Consider the following 23,617-nt stretch of genomic DNA (forward strand, 5'->3'; position numbering starts at 1 on the left):
CCCGTTCACTTCCTGCGAGCCGTATTCGCTATCCATAGTCGCGATGTTGCCAGTACCGCCGCTGCTAACGTTCTGTACGCCGCCGTGTGCGCCGATGGATGTGATGTTGCCTTTGGCTCCGCTTTCGACAATCTGTCCGCCGCTGTCCATGAGGGCAACCGTGGCTTCAACGCCACTGCCAACGTACTGGGCACCGCCGCTTATAATTGTGTCTGTGGTTGTTGCACCCGCAAGAACTCTCTGTATCCCGTATTGGTATCCATCTTTGCTAATAATCGTGCCCGACGCTGTGCCCCCAGAGGCCACTTCCATTGTTCCTTTGGAGACAGTATGCCCCGTAACGCCCGCGCCATCCACCAGCCGCAGGGTGCCGCCGTCTACTTGGTATGCGGTATAACCGTCGTAATGCGTGAAGCCATTGATTTTTGCTCCGCCGTGGATTTCCACTACACCGGTTGAGGCAATATTAACGTCATTAGTCGTACCACCACTATGGACAATTTGCATACCAGAAAGAAACCCGCCAGAAGCAACGCCACCTGAGTTGACGGTCTGCTTGCCAGCCAAGACGGCGGTCGGGTTGGCTTGCTGTTTGCCTCCACTGTTGATGGTCGTGTCCAGTGAAGTGCCTCCATACGCGATTGCCTGCGTGCCGCCTCTGTTGAGGTTCGTGACTGTACCCGTGCCGCCTTCGTAGACGAGCTGGAAGCCACTATGCAGAGACTCGATCGTGCCGTTGCCGTCACTTTTGACTTCCTGCGTACCGCCGGACATGGTAGTAACCTTACCCGTGCCGTTGGCGTTGACGATCTGTGTACCGCCGCTGTTCATGGTGGTGACCGTGCCCGTGCCCCAGACGTCCTGCGTACCGCTGCTCATGGTGGCGACCGTGCCCGTACCGCCGTCGTTGACGGTCTGGGTGCCGCTGCTCATGGTGGTGACCGTGCCCCTGCCGCCGCTTTGGACGATCTGCGTACCGCCACTGTTCATGGTGGTGACCGTGCCCCTGCCGCCGCTTTTGACGTTCTGCTGGCCGCCGTTCATGGTCTCCACCGTGCCCGTGCCACTGACGTTGACGAGCTGCTGACCGTCACTCATGGTGGTGACGGTGCCCGTGCCGCCGACTCCCACATTCTGCGCACCGCTGCTCATGGTGGAGATCGTGCCCGTGCCGTAGACGCTCTGCCTGCCGTCACTCATGGTGGTGACCGTGCCACTACCGCCGTTGTGGATAATCTGATCGCCGCCGCTCATGGTGGTGACGGTGCCCATGCCGCCGCCGGAGACCTCCTGCAAGCCGCTGCTCATGGTGGTGACGGTGCCCGTGCCGCCGTCGTTGACAATCTGCTCGCCGCTGTTCATGGTGGTGACGGTGCCCGTGCCGCCACTGCTGACATTCATTGTATCGTTTTCAGACATGGTCTCCACCGAGACAGAGGTAGTACTTCCGTCTGGCACATTATACTCCTGTGCCTGGGCAGTGGAATAGAGATGGGCCGCAAAGGCCTCGGTAAGGCCCTGGACCTGGCCCCCCGGGGCCTTCATATCCCTGGCTACATTCACATAGGGCAATGCCACCGGAGCGGTGGTGTTCAGGGCGTTTACCAGTGACATGGCTACCGCCAGTTTCTTTTGCAGATTCCATGATTTCTTTGAAGTCCGTTTCATATTTTTCCCTCTCTAAAATTACATTTATATATTGTTAGAAAATTTTAAAAATTATATCCCACTAAAAAATGTAAATAAAAAATTTTCCAAAGTCAATACCAAAACAAAAAGTGATGGATTTTTCCAAAAAGTGATGAAATTACCCCCTCAGGCATCTAAAGATGCCAGCTCCCCCAAGGGGAGCCAAGGTGCCTTTCCTAATTAAATTTACGGATGAGGGGACCCTCCCAATTTAGTATCGGCACTAGCCTATATACAGTTTCTATACTAATGGACCGGAGGGAAACTTTTCGCCTGCAAGCAGCGGAGTCCGGCCGCCGGCGGGCTCATCATGGGCAGTACACCTATTTGCGCCTAGTGGAGGAGCGGCTCCGCCGCCTTCGAAAAGTCGAAACCATCTTGCATGATGATTTCGTGCCTGCAACACTTAATGAAATCAAGCATAATGCGCAGATTGAATTTAGTGTTGTTCACTGGAAAGAATGCAATGAGAAACGCCACACTTTCGGACGCAGCAATGAAGCCGAAAATGTTTTCCGCAGGGCTTGGCTGAATACTACATTCCATGGCAGGACCCGCGTTATTATAGCAAATGCCCTTCGGGGTTGGACCTCATCCACCGTCTTCGACGGTCCCCCTTCCCCATAGGGGAAGGCTTGCCCTTCGGAATAAACCTCATTCGGTTGCTATGCAACCACCGACGGAGCTTTGCTCCTAGTGCCTGTAGGTGCTTCTCCAGAGGAGAAGGCTTAAACAGGACCTGCGAATTGCCGCAAATGCCCTTCGGAGCGGGCAGTGGCCAATTGGATTGGGGCAAAGAAAAAGACCATTACCCCAAAGGGTAATGGTCAAAAGCAAAGCACATCATCAGGCCATAATATCCAGCAGGCCTCCAACGCCAGTCATAGCTGATACATCAATAGAGTCCATAGCTTCAATCATGCCATCCATGGCCATAGTTTGAGTGTCCATTGCCATTTTTAGTACCGCTGTATCCAGCTTAGTGGCAGTCTGCATATTAGCCATATCCACTGACAACGCAGCAATGCTCATGTAATCCATGAGAGTCACTCTCCTTTCTTGTAAATACGCCAATTAACTGATGCAGCCACTGATGTAAGTACAGTACACATTATCATCATAATATCCGCTCCACCCCGATACAGGGCTTCCAGAATATTAAGTACTGTCAGAACAGCAAACAAAATCGCCGCTTTTCGGTAAAAAATCCGTGTTTTTCCATAATCCTTATACGCCTTGATGATTAACCCAAATACCACCAAAGATGCAATAAGGAAAAAAGTTCCTATCATTCGCGGGTCCATATTCGGCTCCTCCTGCCACAAATACAACCACCTAAATCAAGTGTCACTGTATCATATTTTATATCGTCATTTTGATTAGCAAACTTAACTTACCCTATGCTAACGGGTGCTAAGGCTCCCACATCTCATGTGGTACCAAAGCACCCGTAAAGCCAAGGATTTATCGGCTACATTCAGTTTACTATTTTAGTTTTTTGACTTCCTTCTTGGCCCGTTCATTTTCCGGGTCCAACAAAAGCACCTTGTCAAAGTCCCGACCAGCTTCCGTTTTCATCCCCATATCGGCATACACAATCCCCCGGTACAGATAAGCGTCCACATACTGGTCATTGAGTTTCAGGGTTGCCGTAAAATCCTCTACAGCTTCCTTGTTCTTCTTCAAATAGGATTCAGCCACAGCTTTGTTGAAAATATAATCAGCCTTGGTATTGTCCAGCTCCACCGCCTTGGTAAATTCTGTCAAAGCTTTTTCATACTGCTCCAGCTCCAGATAAATACATCCCTTGGCTGAATAAGCATAGCCATCCTTTGGATACATTCCAATCAATTTATCCAAATCCGGCAGTGCTTTTTCCGGCACTCCGATTTCCCTTAGGAGCAGGGCCCGGTTTTGGTAACCATACTCGTATTTAGGGGCCAGTTCTATGCATTTGTCAAAATCATGGAGTGCGTCACTATAGCGGCCGGTCTTCTGATTTACCAATCCTCGGCCATTATAGGCCATAGCCGCAGCCGGGTCAATTTCAATAGCCTTATCAAAATCATTTTTGGCACTCTCATAATCTTCTTCAATTAGATATACCGAGCCCCGGTTAGTGTACGCATTGGCATTGTTTGGATCATATTTGATGGCCAGTTCAAAGTCACCGAGGGCCGCCTTGAATTTCCGCTGATAATAGCTGATCATGCCTCGGTTAATATAGGCCGGTGCATAAGTTGCATCCAGATCAATAGCCTTGTTGTAGTCAATATTTGCTGAAGAAATATCCGGCACCTTCTCAAAAACGATAGCCCGGTTTACATAAGTAACTGCTGATGGAGCAATGGTCAGGGCCTGACTGAGGTCAGCAATAGCATCAGTCAACCGGTTCATATCACTGTAGAGCTTGCCCCGCAGGGTCAATGCTTCCACATAATCCGGCTTGAGTTCCAATGCCTTGTTGAGCTGTGCCTCCGCCCCGGCAAAATCATTGTCCAGATACAGCATATTCCCCTTTACACAATATATATCCGGCAAACTGCTGTCCAGAGACATGGCCGTTTCCATATCCTTCGTGGCTTCGTCCCTATTTCCCAACAAGAAATTGGCCTTGGCCCGTTTGGTATATACCACGGCCCAGCCACTGTTGTTTTCCAGTATACGGTTATAGGCTTCTATGGCCTTGTTATAATCATGCTTATCAACAAAGGTATTGCCCAGCTCATATATCTGGGCTTCGGTAAGACCGGAAAAATCCTCTGCGGCAAAAGTCATGGAAGGAACTGCCAGCAAAGACATTACCATAAATGGAACAGCAATTTTTTTGGCGATTTTTTTAGATATATTCATAATGTATACCCCTTTTCCTAAATCATACCCCTGTATTGTACCATTTTGCTGTTTATCTTACAAATTAAAAAGGAGAGAGATTGTTTTCTCCCTCCTGAATACACCTAACCATTATGGCAGGGTCTTACTGTCAGACAATGGCCAGAAGACCAGCATTGCCTTTCCTTTCAGCAAATCGTATGGTACAAACCCCACATCCGGGAACCGGCTGTCCTCCGAATTATTCCGATTATCCCCCATCACAAAAACATGGCCTTCCGGAATAGTGGTCTTTGGATAATCGCTGCGGCATTTGCTGAGGATGTAATCCTCGTTCTGCAGCTCACCATTTACATATACATTATGGTCCTTAATTTCAATGGTATCCCCAGGTACAGCTATAACCCGCTTAATAAAGTCCCGGCTTTTGTCCTTTGGATATTGGAAAATAAGGATTTCGCCCTTTTCCGGCGGACGCACCCGGTAAATAAACTTATTTACCACCAACCGCTGCTGATGCTCCAGGGTTGGCATCATAGATGGACCATCCACCAGATACAGCTCCACGATAAAGGTGCGGATAAACATAGCCAATGCAACCGCCACTACTATTGAAATAACCCAGTCCTTGATTTCTGAACCAAGCTGACTCATGCTAAATCACCCCTACTAAAAAGAAAAGGGACTGAAATAACAGTCCCTTTTTCAATTCTGCAATTAGCGCTTCTCACGAATACGGGCAGCCTTACCAGTGAGATTGCGGAGATAGTAAAGCTTCGCACGACGAACTACACCGCGACGCTTAACTTCGATTTTCTCAAGTCTTGGGGAGTGTACTGGGAAAGTACGCTCTACGCCAACACCGCTGGCAATACGGCGAACAGTAAAGGTCTCACGAACGCCAGAACCAGAACGGGCAATAACTACACCCTCGAAAACCTGGATACGCTCACGGGAACCCTCCACTACCTTTACATGGCAACGGACAGTATCACCCTGCTGGAAAGCCGGGATATCGTTTCTGAGCTGCTCTTTCTCTAATTCCTGAATAATGTTCATTGTATATCCTCCTCTAACTAAGTGTTCGTGGCAAGTGTTGAATTTATAATATAGCCTTGTCCAGAGGACCACTCACATACCCTAATATATTATCACGATATTTTTTTAATGGCAAGGATTTTTTTCTTTTTTTTACCCTGAGCTATATTCGACTACATTCAGTGGGAGTTTAAAGCTCCAATTGAATAAGTCTCATTTTACAAGCAATATCTCATGGCATCTTTTACAATACTTTCCGGTACATCCTTCTTTAAGGTTACCTTACCTATTTCACCATCCATCAGTACCCACTTCACCTGTCCATTGACCGTTTTCTTGTCATGGAAAATGGCTTCATACAATGTGTCTATATCACAGCCTTCGGCTACCACCGGCAGCTGCAATTTCCTTATTAAGCCCTCCACCCGGTTAAATGTCGGCTTTTCAATAAGCCCCAGTGACAAACTGATATGGGCGGCGCAGACCATCCCAATGGCCACTGCTTCACCATGATTGTAGCGGTTGTAATTAGTATTTTTTTCCACAGCATGGGCCATGGTGTGACCAAAATTCAGTATTGCCCGCAGCCCTGCTTCCTTTTCATCCAGACCAACCACTTGAGCCTTTATTTCACAGGACCGGGCCGTCATATAGATCACTGCATCATTGTCCAGTGATAAAACCTTGTTCGTATTATTTTCCAAAAAAACAAAAAACTCTTTATCATATATAATGCCATATTTAATTATTTCCCCAAGCCCGGTATATATTTCCCGCTTCGGCAGGGTTGCCAGCCAATCAAGGTTCATAAATACTGCCTTTGGCTGATAGAAGGCACCAATGAGGTTTTTCCCCAATGGGTGATTTACTGCCACCTTGCCCCCCACACTGGAATCCACCTGGGCCAGCAAACTGGTAGGTACTTGAACAAAGGGCACCCCCCGCATATAGGAAGCCGCCACAAAGCCAGCCAAATCACCAACCACACCGCCACCCAGAGCAAAAACCGGCGACTTGCGGTCAAGTCCCAATTCAATACATCTGGTCAACAAAGCTTCAAAGGATTGCAGGGATTTGGCACTTTCACCAGCCTCTACCTGGGCTATTTCCGGCTCCAAGCCCCCTTTTTTCAGCATTCCCTTCAAAACTTCACCGTATAGTGGCCCTACATTACTATCCGTTATAATAAGGGTCTTCTTTGAAAAATTATTTTTCTCGCAAAAATCGATTATTTTTCCGCCAAGGTCATTTTCTATATATATATTGTAGCTATTTTCCCCCAGCTCAACCGGTACAACACTCATAAAAACGCCTAACTCCTATTTTATTCTTCCTTCTTTTCCCCAGGTGGCAATAAGCCCAAATTCTTCATGGCCTCCTCCACCTTTTCCGTATCCACCGGCTTGGATGCATACGCATCACAGCCCAACCGAAAGGCTTCATCCACATAGCCAATATCAGCCAGAGCCGTCATCATAATAATTTTCAGCCGACTGTCAGCAGCCTGCTTATTCTGAGTTTCCAACTGACGGATTACCTTTAAAACCTTCAATCCGTCCACCTTTGGCATCATTATATCAAGACAAAGCAAATCAAAGGGCTCTTTATCTTTGATAGCGTCCATATACAAATCGATGGCATCCATACCATCCACTGCAACTTCTACTTCGCCATAATTGGCCATAAATTTCTGCAGGAATGAGCGGCTTATTCTGTCATCTTCCGCAATCAATATTTTCATAGCATTACCCCTCCCTAATTGTTCAGTTTTTCCTCACAATATTTTAGCAAATCCATAATGTCATTGTCATTATCATTTTGGTCGTCATCCTCCTGCATCGGTGTGGATGTAAACCCAATGTCTCCTGCATCATTGAAGGTTGGCCGGTGAGGATTCATATACACCGCTTTGTTTTTTAGTTCCACATCAGCCTTTTCTGCCAATATCAGCGGCAAAATAAAGGTAAATCGGCTACCCTTGTTTTCTCTGGAAGATACACTTATTTCGCCTCCCATGCTGGACACCAGCTCCTTGACAATCATCAGCCCGAGACCGGTCCCACCGAATCGCCTTGTGGTAGAACCATCCCCCTGACTAAAAGGCTTGAACAGCTTGACCTGTTCCTCCATGGACATACCTATACCGGTATCCTCCACAAAGAATTCCAAATAATCCTGCGACTGCCGGGTAAATATACTAACTCCCAAGGTTACCCCGCCTTTAAAGGTAAATTTCAGAGCATTGGTCAGGAGATTATGTAAAATCTGCCGTATTCTAAGAGGATCACCCCGGACAAATGGCGGCAATCCTTCGATTTGCGGCCGCTTGAAGAACAACCCCTTGCTTTCGGCCATCTGGGCGTGCAGATTGCTGACCCGATTTAGCAGTTCATGGAAATCAATATCGATATTTTCCAACTTCATCTTGCCGCTTTCCAGCTTGGCATAATCCAGAATATCATTGATTATCCGCAGCAAGTCATCTGAGCATTGTTTGGCCGCATAAAGATTTTCCCGTTGCTCATCGGTCAACGGGGTCCGCAAAGTCAAATCTATCATCCCCGACATACCATTTATCGGTGTGCGGATTTCGTGGCTCATATTGGCTAAAAACTGGGTCTTGGTATTGCTGGCCACCTCCGCATGCCGGCGAGCTTCCACCAGCTCGTGCTCCTTTTGTTTCCGCTTGGAAATATTCAGCAAGGTAAGGACAATCTGTTTCTGGGCACCGTCCCACACCTGCATCAAAAACATCTGCAGCCAGATTGGCTCCTCCAACCACTTGGTCTGGACAGCTACTACAAAATCCACTGTAAAGGAGTCATCCAATACCGCTGCTTCAATATTGTTTCTTATAACACAGAATTTGCATCGATCGGACCGACCACAACCATACGGAATACTGTTGACACAGTGAATGGCATCGCCGAACTGTTTGCCAATAACATCCGTATATTCCTGGGACAAGGTCTCCAGGGCCGGTTCATTTATATCCGTCAGCTCCCCCCGAACATTTAGGGTACATATACCAATTTTAGCGGCCTCAAAGACCGAACGCATATAATAATGGTCCGTTTCCACCTTCCGCTCCAGCATTCGCATCCGGGTAACATCACGGAAAATCGCCGTACAGCCGGTAACCTGTCCTTCATCATCAAGCATTGGTGAACAAGTCGCCGATAGATACACCGAGCCATCCGAGCGGACAAAACCAATATTTTTGGACAGGCCCTGACTTTTTTTGGTGCGCATGGCACAAATAATCGGGCTGATTATTTTCTCCCGTGTTTCCACATTTTCCAGCCGAACTACATCGGTGACCGGTATATCAGTTCCAGGGGCGTAATGATACTCAAATAAGTCCTCGGCAGCCTTATTCATAAAAACGATTTTTCCGGCCACATCGGTCATCAGAAAACCATCCCCTACGCTGCCCATCAATTTATGGAGAGTATTATAATCCACAACTACATTTGAATTATTTAGCATTTCTTACCCTCCTCACTACTGTCTGGCAATGGTGGTTATAACCGTCGCCATACCACTCAATGGTACCTGCTGCATTACAGCGCCCAGCTCGAAAGCCACCCGAGGCATACCATATACTACTGCGCTGGCCTCATCCTGACCAATGGTAACACAGCCTCTTTGACGCATTTTCAACATCATCTTGGCGCCATCCTCGCCCATACCGGTGAGAATAACCCCCATAGCCCGGTCCCCAATATTGTCAGCCACCGACTCAAACAGAACATCCACTGAAGGGCAATGGCCACCGTATTTAGGGCCCGGATTAACATCCAAGGTGAATATCCCTCCCGTATTTTTCACCCGCATCTGTCTTTCACCGGGTGCCACATAGGCACAATTCGGCTCCAGCCGGTCATTATCGGCTGCTTCCTTTACTCTTATTTCGCACTCGTTGTTCAGCCGTTCGGAAAACAACCGGGAAAACATAGGTGGAATATGCTGTACTATAACAATAGGCGGCAAAGGAGGTCGAAGTGCCTTTAAAATTTGCGACAAGGCTTCCGTACCACCGGTGGATGCACCTATGGCGATAAGCTCCACCTTGCGGGGCGGCACCGGTATTTTCACCTGGTCCATGCTGATTGGCACCGGCTCAGGACGCCCGGACTGCTTTTTAATATCCCGGACTGCCTCCGCCATTATCTTCATATTGGCCATTACCTTGCTTAGATTACTTTTTACAATGGCCGGATTGCCCTTTAATTCACCATTGCCGGCCTGAGTCGATATGGGTGAATAAACTATGGTAGAGTTTTCCAGCTTTTTGGCCGACTGGACAATGGATTGCGGTGTAACCGGAGGAGCCATCGGGGCCGGTGGCACCACGGGAGCTGGTCGGTTAATATCAGTCTCAGCCGCTTTTTTCTGCATATCCTTTATAAGCTGTTCAGCATTATCCTTGGCCTTTTGCACCTCATCGGCCACCACTTTCATAAAATCACCGCTGCCCAAGGTGGTTGACGGTTTTTCCACAAAGGAAAAGGCCCCCACCTCCAAAGCCAGATTTTTATAGGCCGGCCGGGAGCTAAGCACCACTGTCGGCAAGGCGTACTGCACTACCAGACGGCGCAAAAACTCAATGCCATTCATTTTTGGCATTTCCACATCCAAAATCATAACATCCGGATCAAAGGACAATATTTTATCCCGGGCCTCGAATGGGTCACCTGCCTTTTCAATCTGCACGGCACCAGACAGATTTGCATTCAGGCCCCGGGCCAGTACTTCCCTAAAAAACAGGGAATCATCCACTATCAGAATTTTCAATTCACTCATGTGAACGCTCCCTTCTTTCGATAAATTGACGGCATAACATATTCAAAATCGTGGGCCTGCCGATCAATAACCTCAGAATGACCAATAAACAAAAAACCACCCGGCTCCAAAAAATCGGCAAACCGCTGAACCAGTGCCGCCCTGGTCGGCCCATCAAAATAAATCATCACATTTCGGCAAAAAATCACATGAAAAGGCTTTTTAAAAGGAAATGTGGGATTTATAAGGTTGAACTGTCGAAACAAAACCTTGCGCCGAAGGCTGTCCACTACCTGACAGTAGCCATTGGCTGCTGGCTGAAAATATCTGGTCTGCCAATGGGCCGGCAAAGTCTGCACAGATTCCCGGGGGTAAAGTCCATTTTTACCCTTTTCCAGAACATCCCGGGACAAGTCGGTCGCCAAAAGGGTCGTTTCCCACTGGGGACCCTTCAAACCGAAATAATCCTCCAATAGCATGGCCAGAATATACGCTTCCTCACCAGTAGATGATGCGGCACACCAAGTCCGGACATCGCCATCTCCAATGGTACTCTCCAAGTAGGGCAGCACCTGTTGCCCATAAAAGGTAAAATGGTCCGCTTCCCGCATAAAGAATGTATGGTGAGTAGTAATGGCCTCCGCCAGCATAGCCAACGCCTTGCCAGTGGTATCCCTTTTTACATAGTCCAGAAAAGCTTCCTCACTGGCCAGCTCCGGCTGGCCGGAATTATCGTTCATCAACTTAAACAAGCGACTCTCCAGCAAAGCCTGCTTCGCCGGTGGCAGCTGAATACCAAAATTCTGTTGTACCAGGGCCGAAAATTGCTGGAATGTTGACTGCTTCATATTTTTGATATCTTTCTGTATATACTAGTATTTGCCAAACCCTTCCTCATCAGTAAGGGCAATGGTCTTTGGCTTTACTCCCGGAGGGGCTGGTTTGATAACCGGGCCCATGGATTGGTTGAGATCCGGTTTTTCCACCTTTTCCTGTACAGCACTGGCTTTCGGGATAGCTACGGAACGGAAATTCAGCACACTCCGGGCCAGTTTAAACTTGTTGACAGTCTCCCGCATCCGGTCCGCCTGAGCACTAAGCTGCTGACTGGCTGAAGCCGCCTGCTGGGAGGTGGCGGAGTTGGACTGAACAACCTGTGATACCTGTTGCACACCTTGATTTATCTGGTCAATCGCCATACGCTGTTCGGCGGAAGCCTTGGCAATACTGCTGACAATTTCAGCCACATCTGCCACATCACCCACAATCTGACCAAGGGCTTCAGCTGTCTTATTGGCAATATTTCGGCCAACATTGACCTTATCAATGGAACCTTCAATCATATCAGTGGTTTCTCGGGCCGCTTTGGCACTTCTGGCCGCCAGATTGCGAACCTCCTCCGCCACTACGGCAAAGCCTTTGCCGTGTTGACCGGCCCGGGCGGCTTCCACCGCGGCATTAAGAGCCAAAATATTGGTTTGAAAGGCAATTTCATCAATAACCTTGATAATCTTGGAAATATTATTGGAAGAATTATTTATTTCCTCCATAGCACTGAGCATTTCCTGCATATCCTCATTGCCTGCCGCCGCCTGCTGACGGGCCTTCACGGACAACTCATTGGCCCGGTTGGCATTTTCGGCATTGCTGGCGGTCTGGGATGCAATCTCCGTAATAGACGCCGAGAGCTCCTGCACCGACGCCGCCTGTTCCGTTGCCCCCTGGGAGAGGGCCAAACTGGCATCCGAGACATTTTTGGCCCCGGCAGCTACCTGGTCTGCCGCATTATGAATATCTGAAACGGATTCGTGTACCCGCTGACGCATTATTTCAAAACTGGCAGCGGCATCGCCCAGCTCGTCTCCGGTACTGGTTTTTACTTCCGTGGATAAATCACCATCAGCAATTCGACCGGCAGCAGTTCCCAATTCCGTAAGCCGTTGGGACAAATCCCGGGAAAAGGCTACTCCCAAAGCCATTGAAATCAAAATCACTATCGCTACAATGGCGATAAAGGCACTTGTTTCTTCCTTGCTGTAATCTGCACCGGATTTGGCAAGCATATAAATTCCGTGCCCAGCCACAGCGACAATTATCAGTTCAAGAAAAACTACTAGAGCGATTAGTTTCGCGCCGATTTTCAAATTTTTAAAAAACATCATAACGCTTACACTCCTTGTTCCTTAAACCCGGACAATCTCCCCACTGTCCTTGTTTATGGGAACCCATATGTTATTCAGCAGCTTCCCGATTTTCCGCAGTATCTGCATTCATCTCATCAAACATTTCCTGATCATCCTCACTGAACAGCTTCATCCAGTCCAGCAGTAATACAACCCCCTCCTCGGTTTTGCCAATTCCCCGAATATATTTGTTCTGGGATGCCTTCAAATCAGGAGGTGGCACCACATTTTTCTCAGTGATATCCAATACCTCGGATACTCCATCTACTATCAGGCCAATAAGAACGCCGTTTACCTCAATGACCACTATACAGGTCCGGTCCGTGTATTCACGGAAATCACGCTTGAATCTGAGGCGCATATCTACCACCGGGATAATCTTGCCCCGCAGATTGATAATGCCCCTGACATATTCCGGCACCTCCGGCACCACAGTAATCTTTTGAATACCGATAATCTCAATGACAACCTTTATATCAATGCCATAAACTTCTTCGCCAAGGGAAAATGTAAGATATTTATCCTTTTGAGTATCCTCTTCCTCCTGAAAAACCTTCTCATCATCCACAATTATCCCTCCCATCAATCAAAGATATTGTTGTGCACCTGCTGTGGGTCAAGAATAAGGCTGATACTGCCATCCCCCAACAGAGTACAGCCGCTGATACCGGTGGTCTTTACCCGCCGGCTGATATACTTCGGCACGGGCTTTACCACAATCTCCTGCACCCCCAGCAGCTTGTCTGCCATCACACCAAAGCAGGTATCTCCGGCCTCCAGCAGCATCAATATGCCATCAGTAGGGTCCGTTATCGCCCCCGGCACAGAATATACATCGTAGAGACGAACTACCGGACAACAATTCCCCTGCACCATAATCATTTCCGAACCATCCGGATCGCGGAAAATTTCCCCTTCGGCCGGCCGGAAAGAACGACTGACATAATTTATTGGTACAGTAAAGGTGGCATCGCCTACTGCCACTGACATCCCCTCAATGATGGCCAATGTCAGCGGTATTTTTATGGTAGTGGTACTGCCCATTCCCGGTTCACTGTCCACCAGGACCTTGCCCCCCAAGGACTTAATGTTGGACACAACCACATCCATGCCCACACCCCGGCCGGAAAACTCCGTAACCTTTTCCTTGGTGGAAAAGCCCGGTGCAAAAATAAATGAATAAATCTCCTGGTCCGTAAGCTCCGATTCCGGCTTGTTGATAATGCCATTTTTACGGGCCCGATCCAAAATTTTTTCCTTGTTGAGTCCTCCACCATCGTCCTTGATTTTAAGCACAACCTCGCCACCGGCATTTTCCGCTGACAATATAATTGTTCCGGTTTCATCCTTGCCGGCCTCAGCCCGTACCTCCGGCATTTCAATGCCATGGTCAACGGAATTTCGCACAATGTGCATCAGCGGATCAGAAATGTGTTCATTGATATTCTTGTCCACCTCAGTGGATTCACCCACCAGCACCAGGCGGGCTTTCTTGCCCAGTTTTTTGGTCATATCCCGGACAATGCGGTTCATCTTTTTAAAGGTCCCTTCCAACGGTACCATTCGAAGCGCCATAACACTGTCCTGCAGCTCACCATTTATCTTGTGCAGCTGCCGGGCCGCCTTGGCAAAATTGTCCAGCTCCAAACCGGCAATATCCGGATTTTGGGTCACCATGGCTTCTGCTATAACCATTTCCCCCACCAAATCCATCAATTTATCCAGCTTGTCCACCCGCACCGTTATCATCTGGGCCCCTTCGGTAGATGGCTTAGGCTGTGGCTTTTGCCGCACTGGTCCGGCTACCCCTGCCGGCAAATCCGGCTTAATCGGCTCGGAATTTTCCAACGCAGTAATGGCAATGGTCTCCTGCGACGGCCAATATTCACACTCCGCTGTGCTGGCCAGCTCCTTTAGCTCCATATGATCAAGGAATATGGTCTGATCAAGTTCCGCCTTGATGTCATCCATATTCAGCTTGCTGGTGAAGAACAATCTAAAGCCCAGATCGCGTATAGTATCGGTGGCCGACTCATCCTCCAGGATTTTTTCCGGCAAATGGTGCAGCTCAATAACCTTTTCCTTTAGATTATTTACCACCCCAAAGGCCCGTACCTCCTCCATTTCACATCCCTGCTGAAAGAAAATGGTGGCTTCGTACACATGAACAGCATCATCACTTTGTGCCTCCTGAACCGGCGCCGGTTGCTTGGCAGCTCCAATATAATACTGCTTTTTCGGGGGCTCTGGCTCAGGAGTTGCCTGGTCTTCGGACTTTTTGGCATTCTTTACCTTTCTAAGGTCAATATCCGGATCATGACCATTTTCCACCTTAAAATTGCGGAGAAAATCCTTGGTATAATTCCGCAGCTCTTCACTGCTCATATCCGGGGTGCCACCGGCCTCCAGCTTATCCATTTCAATGCGCATAAAATCCACTGCATTAAGGACAATATCCGTTATTGCAGTAGCATCTACTTTGGCTGGTTTTAATTCACGGATATAAAAGAAAATATCCTCGACTGAATGGGCCAGTGTCGATACCTGGTCGAACATCATCATTGCCGCTGAGCCCTTAATTGTATGCATGGCACGGAATATTTCGTTGACATCATCCACACTGAAACCACCCTGTTCCTCACTGCCCAGTGCAATCTGCTCCAGCTGCTCCAAGAACTGCTTAGTTTCAAATATGAAGACTTCAACCATAGGCTCTGCCATACACATCACTCCCATCTACGAAAGTCTATTCTAACCTTCCACATAGAGAAGGTATCAGCCATAAAAGGACGACGGATGAGGTTTTATCATTATTTATCAGTTCCAATGACAAAAAGACATAATTCAACTTCTTTGTAATATTCACTACAATATGCTATAAATCCTTCTTTATGAGATTATTTTGCTAAAAAAGAAGCTCCACATCAGGCAGGATTTTTTTCATAAATCGCTAATTTATTGTTAGAAAGTTATTTAATTCTGATTTATAAGGAGAATATTTATGAAGAAAATACTGCTTATCGCTACCGGTGGCACCATCGCATCCGTGCAAACCGAGGACGGAATGATGCCCGGCTTGGACGGCCAGGGTCTGATAGATCGGGTACCAGCCCTCAAGGCAATCTGCGAAATAGACACCTTGGAGCTGATGCAGCTGGACAGTACCAATATCCAGCCTGAACACTGGATAGATATGGCCCGCACCATAAAAAACAATTATGACCTTTATGACGGATTTGTAATCAGCCACGGCACTGATACCATGGCCTACAGCTCCGCCGCTTTATATTATATGTTGGAAAACCTCAACAAGCCGGTGGTATTGACTGGTTCCCAGCTATCCCTTACCGAGGATGGTACTGATGCGCCGGATAACCTTATTACCGCCTTTACCGCCGCCAGCAAGGGGCGCCCCGGGGTGTATCTGACCTTCTACGGCCGGCTTATCCAGGGCAATGCAGCAAAAAAACTTTATACGGAACACTTTCACGCGTTTCACAGCATAAATGTACCGGAAGTGGCTGTACTAGAGCAGGGTGAGCTGAAATTCAATCCGGACTACGAGGCCTATTTAAAGGAGCATGCTCCCAAGCCGGCAACCGGTGATTTAATTATCCACGATCAGCTTAGTAAAAAAGTAGTCATGATTGAGCTGACTCCGGGCTTTGATAAAAATTATATCAAGTTTTTGGTTGAGGCTGGCTGTCAAGGGATTGTACTGAAGGTATTTGGCTCCGGTGGCATTCCGGGAGTAGAATCCCCTGGCAACATCCTGCCCTGCATAGACTATGCCATCAGTCATGGTGTACAGGTTGTAGCCACCACCCAGTGTGTATTTGATGGTACTCATATGGACCGCTACGAAGTGGGCGTCACCGCCCTGAAACACGGTGTAAAGTCCGGCGGTCCCCTCACCAGCGAGGCCCTAATAGTGAAAATGATGCTGGAACTGGGCCGGAAACAGGCTTAAAAAAACTGCGCTTGGGCATGTGATATGCTCCAGCGCAGTTTTTAATTTTTAACTCAACAGTAATGCATCGGAATTCAGCTCACTGCCGGCAGCCTTTTCAAACATCTCCAGCAGATCTTTTACCTTTAAATTTTTCTTTTCCTCGCCCCGCACATCAATGAGAATCCGTCCCTCGTGCATCATGATGAGGCGATTGCCGCAGGCCAGCGCATCCCGCATATTATGGGTAATCATCAGGGTGGTCAGCTTGCGCTTGTTGACGATATCATTGGTCAAAGCCAACACCTGAGCCGCTGTCTTTGGGTCCAAAGCCGCCGTATGCTCATCCAACAGCAGCAGCTTTGGTTCCACCAAGGTGGCCATCAGCAGGGTCAAGGCCTGACGCTGACCACCGGACAGTAGCCCCACCTTGGACTCCAGTCTATCCTCCAGCCCCAAATTCAATGTCCGGAGCTGTTCCCGGATATATTCCCGTTTTTCCTCTGCCGAACTCCATCTCAAGGTTGGTATCCGTCCCCGCCGGGAAGCAATGGCCATATTTTCCTCTATCTGCATATTGGCCGCAGTCCCCATCATCGGGTCCTGAAATACCCGACCAATGTACTTGGCCCGTTTGTGCTCCGGCAGCTTGGTGATATCCTGCCCATCAATGGTTATCTTGCCGGTATCCACCCGAAAAGTGCCGGCGATGGCATTCATCAAAGTAGATTTGCCCGCTCCATTACCGCCTATTACTGTAACAAAATCCCCTGGTTCCAAGTGAAGAGACACACCCCTAAGGGCTATTTTTTCGGTGATGGTCTTGGGATTAAAGGTCTTGGAAATATTCTCAATCTTTAACATACTGACCCGCCTTTCTCTTCTTGAACTTGGCCTGGAACAGCGGCATGGAAAGCGCAATGGCAACCAAAATAGCCGTAAAGAGCTTCAGGTCGTTTGGTGGCATACCCATCTGCAAAACAATGGCAATAACCGCCCTATACACGATGGAGCCTAAAATAACTGAAATTAGGCAATTCTTAAAGCTGCGGGTACCAAACAGCACCTCACCGATTATAACCGATGCCAAACCAATAACGATGGTACCTACGCCCATCCCCACATCAGCAAAGCCGTTGGCCTGGGCCACCAGAGCCCCGGAAAAGGCTACCAGTGCATTGGAAATCAACAGTCCCAAAATAATAGTGACATCAGTATTGATACCATTGGCCCTGATCATATGTGGGTTGCAGCCAGTGGCCCGGATGGCCGCACCGATTTCCGTACCGAAGAACCAATAACACAACACTCCGGTGAGAACCACTACAATAGCTCCCACCACCAAAATCATTTGCGATGCGGAAAAATCCGGTATGGCATAGAGCGAAAAAATAGTATCTATCTGCAACAGGGACAAATTTGCCTTTCCCATTACATGCAGATTAACGGAATAAAGGGCAATCATGGTCAAAATCCCCGCCAAAAGAGCCGGTATTTTCAGCTTCGTACAGAGAATACCAGTGACCACCCCGCTAAGCATACCGGCAAAACCCGCCGCCAGCATAGCCGGAATCGGACTCCAGCCAGCCAAAAGGCAAGCTGCTGCCGTGGCCGCTCCCAAAGGAAAGCTGCCCTCAACGGTCAAATCAGCAATATCCAATACCCGAAAAGTAATATAGACACCAATTGCCATCAGGGACCACAACAGCCCCTGGGATATAGTAGGAATAATTAAATCCAAAGCAAAAACCTCAATTCGATACATGAAAACTCCAGGCACATTCGTCAGTACACTGATTCTTTATGCCTGGAGTTACCTGTAATTTTATACTGTCCAGAGCAAAATTACTCTATTATATCTGCATTTTTCAATACATCTTCCGGAATGGTGATGCCAAGCTTAGCAGCGTTCTTCTTGTTTACCGCCGCCTTCAGATTCTTGGCGGACTGAATTTCCATATTTGCCGGCTTAGCTTTGCCTTCCAGAATATCAGCAGCCATCATACCGGCCTGGCGTCCCAGCTGGTAGTAATCAATACCATAAGTGGCCAAACCACCGGCCTTAACCATATTGGACTCACCACAGATAACCGGCTTCTTGGCGGCCTCTGTAACAGAAATCAGGGTTGGCATGGCCGAAGCGATTACATTATCAGTAGGAACATAAAAGGCATCTACTTTACCAGTAAGGCTCTGTACTGCCTGCTGAATATCATTAACAGTGGAAATGGTGGCCGCCTCTACCTTCAGCCCCTTGGACTCGGCGTATTCCTTCATAACCTTGTACTGAATCTCGGAATTAACCTCACTGGAGGTATATACACAACCGATAGTCTTGGCATTCGGACAAAGCTTGATGAGCAGGTCAATCTGCTCCTTGATAGGGTTCATATCGCTGGCACCGGTCACATTGCCGCCCGGGGCCTTGTTGGACTTAACCAGCTTGGCTGCCTCATAGTCAGTAATGGCACAGCCTACGATAGGAATATCCTTGGTAAGGTTAGCCACTGTCTGGGCAGCCGGAGTAGCAATAGCATAAATCAAATCCACCTTGTTGGTTACAAATCGCTGACCGATATTCTGTAAATTGGACTGATCAGCCTGGGCGTTCTGGTTATCGATGGTGAGATTCTTGCCTACCTCAAAGCCCCGCTCCTTCAGGGCGTCCACAAATCCTTTGTTGGCCGCATCCAATGCGTCATGCTCCACCAGCTGAACTACACCAACATTATACTTCTTGTCAGCCCCGGATTTGTTCTGGGAACCGCAGCCAGCCAGCAGGCTAAAGGACATAACCGCAGCCAATCCCAACGCTGCCATTTTCATTTTCTTGGAAAACATCATGCATTATCACTCCTAGCAAATATAATATCTCCGTGTATATCTTTACACTATGTCTGCACGAAAAAACAAGCAACACTCTGCCATCCTCAGTAGGTTGTATCGTTATTTTTCCTTACAAACATGACAATATTATACATGATTGTTTCAAAAAAATAAACTATGTTCACGCTGAAAATACAAAAATATTTTCGTTCTTCGGTTAATAGTTTTTAATTTTTGCAGGAAACAAATCGCCAATGGCGAATATACACCTTAATAGACATAGGATTAAAAATGCTGTTGAAATAATTTTCGTACATTTTTAGGGGGATTGTTTATGGAAATTACTTTAGGCTTCATTGTTTTTCTACTATGCCTTATCGTTGGTGTACGGTTTGGTGGCCTTGGTCTGGCAGCGGTCAGCGGCCTGGGTCTGGTAGTCTATGTTTTTGGCTTTGGTTACAAGCCGGGGGTACCACCAAACGATGTTATGCTAACCATTTTGGCGGTTGTAACCTGTGCAGCCTTTCTACAGACCTCCGGTGGTTTGACAGTGCTGCTGAAGTACGCCGAAATGATTTTGCGGAAAAATCCAAAATATGTAACTATTTTGGCTCCTATTACCACCTGGTTTTTGACTGTGCTGTGCGGCACCGGTCATGTATGCTACACCATGTTCCCTATTATTTATGATGTAGCCATCAAACAAAACATTCGACCAGAGCGGCCAATGGCTGTCTCCTCTGTCGCAGCCCAGATGGGTATCTGCGGTTCGCCGGTATCGGTGGCTATTGTATCAATCGTCAGCTTTATAACAGTGGCTGGGTATGACATAAGCATTGCCAAGGTTTTGATGATTTCCATCCCTTCCACCTTCTTTGGTGTGTTGGCCGCAGCCATCTGGTCCATGCGCAGGGGCAAAGAGCTGGAAAACGACCCGGAATTTCAGGCCTTGATTGCTGACCCGGAACAGCGCAAGTATGTTTACGGATCAACTGAGTCATTATTGGACAAAGAGCTGCCTCGGTCCAATTACATTGCCGTAGGTATTTTCGTTGTCGGTATTCTTGTGATTGCTCTTATGGGTAATCTGCCGGATTATCTGCCACACTTTTCCGCCGGAGTCGGCAAGCCGCCAAAGCCGGTTTCCATGACACTGGTTATTCAAATGGTTATGCTGTGCATTGCATCCATGATATTGTTCTTCTGCAAGGTGGATGCCAAGAAAGTAGCTGATTCCAATGTTTTCCGGGCTGGTATGGTGGCCTTGGTATCCGTTTACGGTGTGGCCTGGACGGCCAACACTTTATTTTCCCATCATATGGACTTCTTAAAGGGTGTGTTGATATCAGCTGTGGGAGTTTATCCATGGGCTTACGCCATAATCGCCTTCTTCACCTCCAAACTGGTGAATTCCCAGGCGGCGGCCATAGCTGTTGTTGTGCCACTGGCCCTGGGGGCTGGCATTGAACCGGTATTGATTTTATCCTTCATATCGGCCTGCTATGGTTACTTCTTCCTTCCAACCTATCCATCTGATTTGGCCTGCATCGGCTTCGACCGGTCCGGCACCACCAAAATCGGCAAATACATTTTAAACCACAGCTTTATGATACCGGGGCTCATCGGAGTTATCACCGGCTGTTGCGTTGGCTATGTTATTGCACACGCCATTATATAAGCTTTCCCCTGGGCTTCATTCGACTACATTCAGTTGAATTTTAAAGCCCCAACTGAGTAAGTCTCATTTTACGAAAATTTCCTAAACAAAAAACATCCTAATAAATAAAGGTCACCGGCTCATATAGAGTCAGTGACCTTTTCATTTGTTATTGTGCCATTTGTTCCTGATCGAACTTTCTGGCAAAAATAATCCACACTATAACAATATAAATCAGAAATTGTCCCAGAGTCACCGCACAATCAAAAAAACCCGCTCCCCGAAACACAATATCACGGATAAATTTAAACTCCCAGGTCAACGGAAAAATCTGGTTCACCCAATGAACCCATTCCGGCATCATAGTCATGGGCACGCCATATCCCCCCAGAATAAAGCCGCCCGGAACAAAGAGAATCATCCGGCTGGATGCAGCCCCGGGATTCGCTGCCGACCACCCCATTATCACCGACACCATCCCCAGCATAACAATATACATAGCCTGTACCGCAAAATATAAGATAATATTTCCCGAAAAGTTAATATCACCCCAAAAACGCAGTACAACCAAACCGATAAAATTAGCAATAAGCCAGCAGGCACAATATGGCAATATGCGTTCTATCAAGTCATAGGCTGTACCTGACTTTAAATGAAGGTCCATCTTCCCCTCCATTCTGAGCCGTGGTATCATCCCCAATGTGGCAAAGGCAAAAAACATACTGGAAAAAAATATCAAAAAACCTGTAACCTCACCATTACTGGCTGAATCTGCCGGATTGAACAGGGAACGGGAAACCAGCCTTGTGCCGCCCCGTATGGTATCGCCAGTCCCCAGTGACGGATTGTTTATATCAGCAATTATTTCATTCAGGGCTTCCCGCACGCCACTCAATGCCGATGAACTGGTGTTATCGTAAAACACTCCTATATCTGCACTTTCGCCATTATAGTGGTTTTTCTCCAAGCCCTGGGGCAGATATACTACGGCATACGCCTTGTCACGGTACATCAGTGCGTTTGGCTCAGCCGGTGTATTGACCACCGCCGTAACAGACAACATCTGGGAATTATTCAAATAGTTTATTATTTCGTGGCTGTAGTGGGAATTATCCAAATCTATTACCGTAATCGGTGTATCCTTGGCATAGTTTAATCCCAGCATAACACTAAAAATAACTGTAATAACCAAAGACACCATTATGGAAACCTTCTCATAGGGCATACCGTTGCCGCTAAGAAGATGCTTTACTTCATCCCGAAAGGCCTTCATTTCAGCTTCACTCCCATCGTCATCCCTGGAATTATTCCATCGGCAGGGTCCAGATAAATTCGCATCTGGAAGGAAGTGAGATCCGCCTGTCCTTTTTCTCTGGTCATACGCAAATCTGCAAAGCCAGGTGCCTGGGTCAGCAACCGAATGGTCCCCCGGGCTTTTTTATGTCCGGCCACCGAAACAGCTTCTATTTCGTCTCCTTCCTTATATTTTTCTATGTTCTCCTCACTTACATATATATCAAAATAATAACGGCTGCTTTCCATGAGCAGTACCGGCGTGTTTGGGGCGATCATTTCCCCTTCCTTGGCTAAAATCTTTATGATTTTGCCATCTTCAGGAGCGCGGAGAGTCAGGCGCTCTTTTTTTACCTTCAGTTCCTTCAGCTGAACCTCCAAGGCCCGAAGCTGCTGATTCAAGGCCTCCACATCGTTCATTTTATTGGCCGCTGACTGACGCTGAAGGGCAATGGTCGGCAAATCCAATGAATCGGTATCACCGGTATCCACTGTTCCCCCCAACAATTTGCTTAACAGCTGCTTTTGCTGGTCAACATTAGCCGCTGACACCTGCAAGGATGTTTGTGCTGCATCCAGAGCCGAGCGGGAAATAGCCCCTGCCTCATAGAGCTGTTGCTTGCGCTCATAGTCGAGATTCACATTGTTATAATTGGCCTGAGCTGCCTCCACTGCAGCCCGTTGCTGGTCTATTTGGCGAAAGCTTTGCTGTTCGTCAGTATCAGCCTGCGACCTGGCAATATTCACACCGCCACCGGCGGACTTAATCTGGGCCTTCATCTGATTTATCTGGGCTTCCAGCTTGGCAATAGACAAATCCACATCAGTGCTGTCAAGTACCATCAAAACATCACCCTTTTTCACCTGCTGGGCCTCTTTAACGGATTCCTTTACCAACCTGCCACTTACATTTTCAAAGGAGAGCTTGATTTGCTCGGCAGTAAGTATCCCTTCCTTTTTTTCAGTGGCCAACACCAGGGCATCATTCCCTGTGTACATCAATAACAGTCCTGCCACCACGATTACCACCGCAAAGATTATACCAAATTTCTTGGCCCTAATTTTTTTATCCATTCTGTCCTCCATTTTTTTGCAAACAAAAACCAGCCGATACATTCCCCTCTAGTGACTACAACTCCCGTCCCTGTAGTCACCTGGCATGTATCAGCCGGCGATATTTCCCATAAATGGGCGACGCACTCAAGTGCAATATTTATTTAAGTCTTGGTTATAGTACGAAAATTTTTTGAAAAAGTCAAGGCTATTTATCCTAAAAAATATCCTAAAAAATCAAATGTACTTCTCCACCAGCTCAATAACTTCCTTGATAAGGGCATCACAATGCGGCTTCTTTTCTATGCCCTT

The 23,617-nt window shown here is 47.6% G+C and carries 20 protein-coding genes and 1 pseudogene; 2 read left to right on the forward strand and 19 right to left on the reverse strand.

Annotated features, from left to right (window positions below):
• The 14 genes and pseudogenes from QZV24_RS06475 to QZV24_RS06540 form a co-directional block, all read right to left on the reverse strand.
• Positions 1–1,668, reverse strand: a pseudogene (locus QZV24_RS06475) (hypothetical protein); the annotation flags it as partial.
• 867 nt (positions 1,669–2,535) lie between these two features.
• Entirely contained in the window at positions 2,536–2,730 is a 195-nt protein-coding gene (locus QZV24_RS06480; RefSeq protein ID WP_290657466.1) for a YjfB family protein, read from the reverse strand.
• 5 nt (positions 2,731–2,735) lie between these two features.
• The gene (locus QZV24_RS06485; RefSeq protein WP_290657467.1) at positions 2,736–2,993 is read right to left on the reverse strand and encodes a hypothetical protein; all 258 of its coding nucleotides are present in this window, start codon (positions 2,991–2,993) and stop codon (positions 2,736–2,738) included.
• 181 nt (positions 2,994–3,174) lie between these two features.
• The gene (locus tag QZV24_RS06490) at positions 3,175–4,542 is read right to left on the reverse strand and encodes a tetratricopeptide repeat protein (RefSeq protein ID WP_294521757.1); all 1,368 of its coding nucleotides are present in this window, start codon (positions 4,540–4,542) and stop codon (positions 3,175–3,177) included.
• Positions 4,543–4,653: 111 nt separating this feature from the next.
• The gene (gene lepB / locus QZV24_RS06495) at positions 4,654–5,175 is read right to left on the reverse strand and encodes a signal peptidase I (protein WP_294521759.1); all 522 of its coding nucleotides are present in this window, start codon (positions 5,173–5,175) and stop codon (positions 4,654–4,656) included.
• A 63-nt stretch (positions 5,176–5,238) separates the two neighbouring features.
• On the reverse strand, positions 5,239–5,580 hold the full coding sequence (rplS, locus tag QZV24_RS06500) for a 50S ribosomal protein L19 (RefSeq protein WP_290657471.1): 342 nt from the start codon (positions 5,578–5,580) through the stop codon (positions 5,239–5,241).
• A gap of 197 nt (positions 5,581–5,777) precedes the next feature.
• Positions 5,778–6,863, reverse strand: a complete 1,086-nt coding sequence (gene aroB, locus QZV24_RS06505) for a 3-dehydroquinate synthase (RefSeq protein ID WP_294521764.1) — start codon at positions 6,861–6,863, stop codon at positions 5,778–5,780.
• Between the two features lie 20 nt (positions 6,864–6,883).
• Positions 6,884–7,300 carry a response regulator gene (locus QZV24_RS06510; protein WP_294521765.1) on the reverse strand — a complete coding sequence of 139 codons (417 nt, stop codon included), beginning with the start codon at positions 7,298–7,300 and terminating at the stop codon, positions 6,884–6,886.
• 14 nt (positions 7,301–7,314) lie between these two features.
• The gene (locus QZV24_RS06515; protein WP_294521766.1) at positions 7,315–9,048 is read right to left on the reverse strand and encodes a PAS domain-containing sensor histidine kinase; all 1,734 of its coding nucleotides are present in this window, start codon (positions 9,046–9,048) and stop codon (positions 7,315–7,317) included.
• A 15-nt stretch (positions 9,049–9,063) separates the two neighbouring features.
• Complete coding sequence (gene cheB / locus QZV24_RS06520; RefSeq protein ID WP_294521769.1) at positions 9,064–10,365, reverse strand: chemotaxis-specific protein-glutamate methyltransferase CheB; 1,302 nt, start codon at positions 10,363–10,365, stop codon at positions 9,064–9,066.
• Positions 10,362–11,192 (reverse strand): protein-glutamate O-methyltransferase CheR, encoded by an 831-nt coding sequence (locus QZV24_RS06525; protein WP_294521772.1) that lies wholly within the window; start codon positions 11,190–11,192, stop codon positions 10,362–10,364. Before QZV24_RS06525 ends, cheB begins: the two co-directional genes overlap by 4 nt.
• Positions 11,193–11,216: 24 nt before the next feature.
• A complete protein-coding gene (locus QZV24_RS06530; protein ID WP_294521777.1) occupies positions 11,217–12,506 on the reverse strand; it encodes a methyl-accepting chemotaxis protein in 1,290 nt (429 codons plus the stop codon).
• A gap of 70 nt (positions 12,507–12,576) precedes the next feature.
• The gene (locus QZV24_RS06535; RefSeq protein ID WP_290657483.1) at positions 12,577–13,095 is read right to left on the reverse strand and encodes a chemotaxis protein CheW; all 519 of its coding nucleotides are present in this window, start codon (positions 13,093–13,095) and stop codon (positions 12,577–12,579) included.
• Positions 13,096–13,109: 14 nt separating this feature from the next.
• Positions 13,110–15,248, reverse strand: a complete 2,139-nt coding sequence (locus QZV24_RS06540) for a chemotaxis protein CheA (RefSeq protein ID WP_294521786.1) — start codon at positions 15,246–15,248, stop codon at positions 13,110–13,112.
• A 280-nt stretch (positions 15,249–15,528) separates the two neighbouring features.
• Here QZV24_RS06540 and QZV24_RS06545 point away from each other — a divergent pair, with 280 nt between their 5' ends.
• The gene (locus tag QZV24_RS06545; RefSeq protein ID WP_294521789.1) at positions 15,529–16,497 is read left to right on the forward strand and encodes an asparaginase; all 969 of its coding nucleotides are present in this window, start codon (positions 15,529–15,531) and stop codon (positions 16,495–16,497) included.
• A 48-nt stretch (positions 16,498–16,545) separates the two neighbouring features.
• On the opposite strand, the gene QZV24_RS06550 is transcribed toward QZV24_RS06545, so the two are convergent.
• The 3 genes from QZV24_RS06550 to QZV24_RS06560 form a co-directional block, all read right to left on the reverse strand.
• Positions 16,546–17,340: an ABC transporter ATP-binding protein gene (locus QZV24_RS06550; RefSeq protein WP_290657489.1), complete on the reverse strand. Its 795-nt coding sequence runs from the start codon at positions 17,338–17,340 to the stop codon at positions 16,546–16,548.
• On the reverse strand, positions 17,327–18,217 hold the full coding sequence (locus QZV24_RS06555) for an ABC transporter permease (RefSeq protein ID WP_290657490.1): 891 nt from the start codon (positions 18,215–18,217) through the stop codon (positions 17,327–17,329). The genes QZV24_RS06550 and QZV24_RS06555 overlap by 14 nt, the downstream gene beginning before the upstream one ends.
• Positions 18,218–18,321: 104 nt before the next feature.
• Positions 18,322–19,320, reverse strand: a complete 999-nt coding sequence (locus QZV24_RS06560; RefSeq protein WP_294521793.1) for an ABC transporter substrate-binding protein — start codon at positions 19,318–19,320, stop codon at positions 18,322–18,324.
• A 316-nt stretch (positions 19,321–19,636) separates the two neighbouring features.
• On the opposite strand from QZV24_RS06560, the gene QZV24_RS06565 reads away from it, so the two are divergent.
• Positions 19,637–20,980 (forward strand): anaerobic C4-dicarboxylate transporter, encoded by a 1,344-nt coding sequence (locus QZV24_RS06565; protein ID WP_294521796.1) that lies wholly within the window; start codon positions 19,637–19,639, stop codon positions 20,978–20,980.
• 148 nt (positions 20,981–21,128) lie between these two features.
• Here the strand turns inward: QZV24_RS06565 and QZV24_RS06570 are convergent, their stop codons facing one another.
• Together QZV24_RS06570 and QZV24_RS06575 are read right to left on the reverse strand one after the other, a co-directional pair.
• Complete coding sequence (locus tag QZV24_RS06570) at positions 21,129–22,232, reverse strand: ABC transporter permease (RefSeq protein ID WP_294521799.1); 1,104 nt, start codon at positions 22,230–22,232, stop codon at positions 21,129–21,131.
• Positions 22,229–23,326, reverse strand: coding sequence for an HlyD family secretion protein (locus QZV24_RS06575; protein WP_294521802.1), 1,098 nt, complete (start codon positions 23,324–23,326; stop codon positions 22,229–22,231). The genes QZV24_RS06570 and QZV24_RS06575 overlap by 4 nt, the downstream gene beginning before the upstream one ends.
• Positions 23,327–23,617 lie beyond the last annotated feature (291 nt).

The organism is uncultured Anaerovibrio sp. (assembly GCA_902786545.1).
GTDB lineage: Bacteria > Bacillota > Negativicutes > Selenomonadales > Selenomonadaceae > Anaerovibrio.

Excerpts from the sequence above, each read along its gene's own strand:
- QZV24_RS06510 (WP_294521765.1), bottom strand. The coding sequence starts at position 7,300 with ATGAAAATATTGATTGCGGAAGATGACAGAATAAGCCGCTCATTCCTG.
- aroB (WP_294521764.1), bottom strand. The coding sequence starts at position 6,863 with ATGAGTGTTGTACCGGTTGAGCTGGGGGAAAATAGCTACAATATATAT.
- QZV24_RS06525 (WP_294521772.1), bottom strand. The coding sequence starts at position 11,192 with ATGAAGCAGTCAACATTCCAGCAATTTTCGGCCCTGGTACAACAGAAT.
- QZV24_RS06545 (WP_294521789.1), top strand. The coding sequence starts at position 15,529 with ATGAAGAAAATACTGCTTATCGCTACCGGTGGCACCATCGCATCCGTG.
- QZV24_RS06560 (WP_294521793.1), bottom strand. The coding sequence starts at position 19,320 with ATGATGTTTTCCAAGAAAATGAAAATGGCAGCGTTGGGATTGGCTGCG.
- QZV24_RS06480 (WP_290657466.1), bottom strand. The coding sequence starts at position 2,730 with ATGGATTACATGAGCATTGCTGCGTTGTCAGTGGATATGGCTAATATG.
- QZV24_RS06540 (WP_294521786.1), bottom strand. The coding sequence starts at position 15,248 with ATGGCAGAGCCTATGGTTGAAGTCTTCATATTTGAAACTAAGCAGTTC.
- QZV24_RS06575 (WP_294521802.1), bottom strand. The coding sequence starts at position 23,326 with ATGGATAAAAAAATTAGGGCCAAGAAATTTGGTATAATCTTTGCGGTG.
- QZV24_RS06490 (WP_294521757.1), bottom strand. The coding sequence starts at position 4,542 with ATGAATATATCTAAAAAAATCGCCAAAAAAATTGCTGTTCCATTTATG.
- QZV24_RS06550 (WP_290657489.1), bottom strand. The coding sequence starts at position 17,340 with ATGTTAAAGATTGAGAATATTTCCAAGACCTTTAATCCCAAGACCATC.
- QZV24_RS06570 (WP_294521799.1), bottom strand. The coding sequence starts at position 22,232 with ATGAAGGCCTTTCGGGATGAAGTAAAGCATCTTCTTAGCGGCAACGGT.
- QZV24_RS06485 (WP_290657467.1), bottom strand. The coding sequence starts at position 2,993 with ATGGACCCGCGAATGATAGGAACTTTTTTCCTTATTGCATCTTTGGTG.
- QZV24_RS06565 (WP_294521796.1), top strand. The coding sequence starts at position 19,637 with ATGGAAATTACTTTAGGCTTCATTGTTTTTCTACTATGCCTTATCGTT.
- QZV24_RS06530 (WP_294521777.1), bottom strand. The coding sequence starts at position 12,506 with ATGATGTTTTTTAAAAATTTGAAAATCGGCGCGAAACTAATCGCTCTA.
- QZV24_RS06515 (WP_294521766.1), bottom strand. The coding sequence starts at position 9,048 with ATGCTAAATAATTCAAATGTAGTTGTGGATTATAATACTCTCCATAAA.
- lepB (WP_294521759.1), bottom strand. The coding sequence starts at position 5,175 with ATGAGTCAGCTTGGTTCAGAAATCAAGGACTGGGTTATTTCAATAGTA.
- cheB (WP_294521769.1), bottom strand. The coding sequence starts at position 10,365 with ATGAGTGAATTGAAAATTCTGATAGTGGATGATTCCCTGTTTTTTAGG.
- rplS (WP_290657471.1), bottom strand. The coding sequence starts at position 5,580 with ATGAACATTATTCAGGAATTAGAGAAAGAGCAGCTCAGAAACGATATC.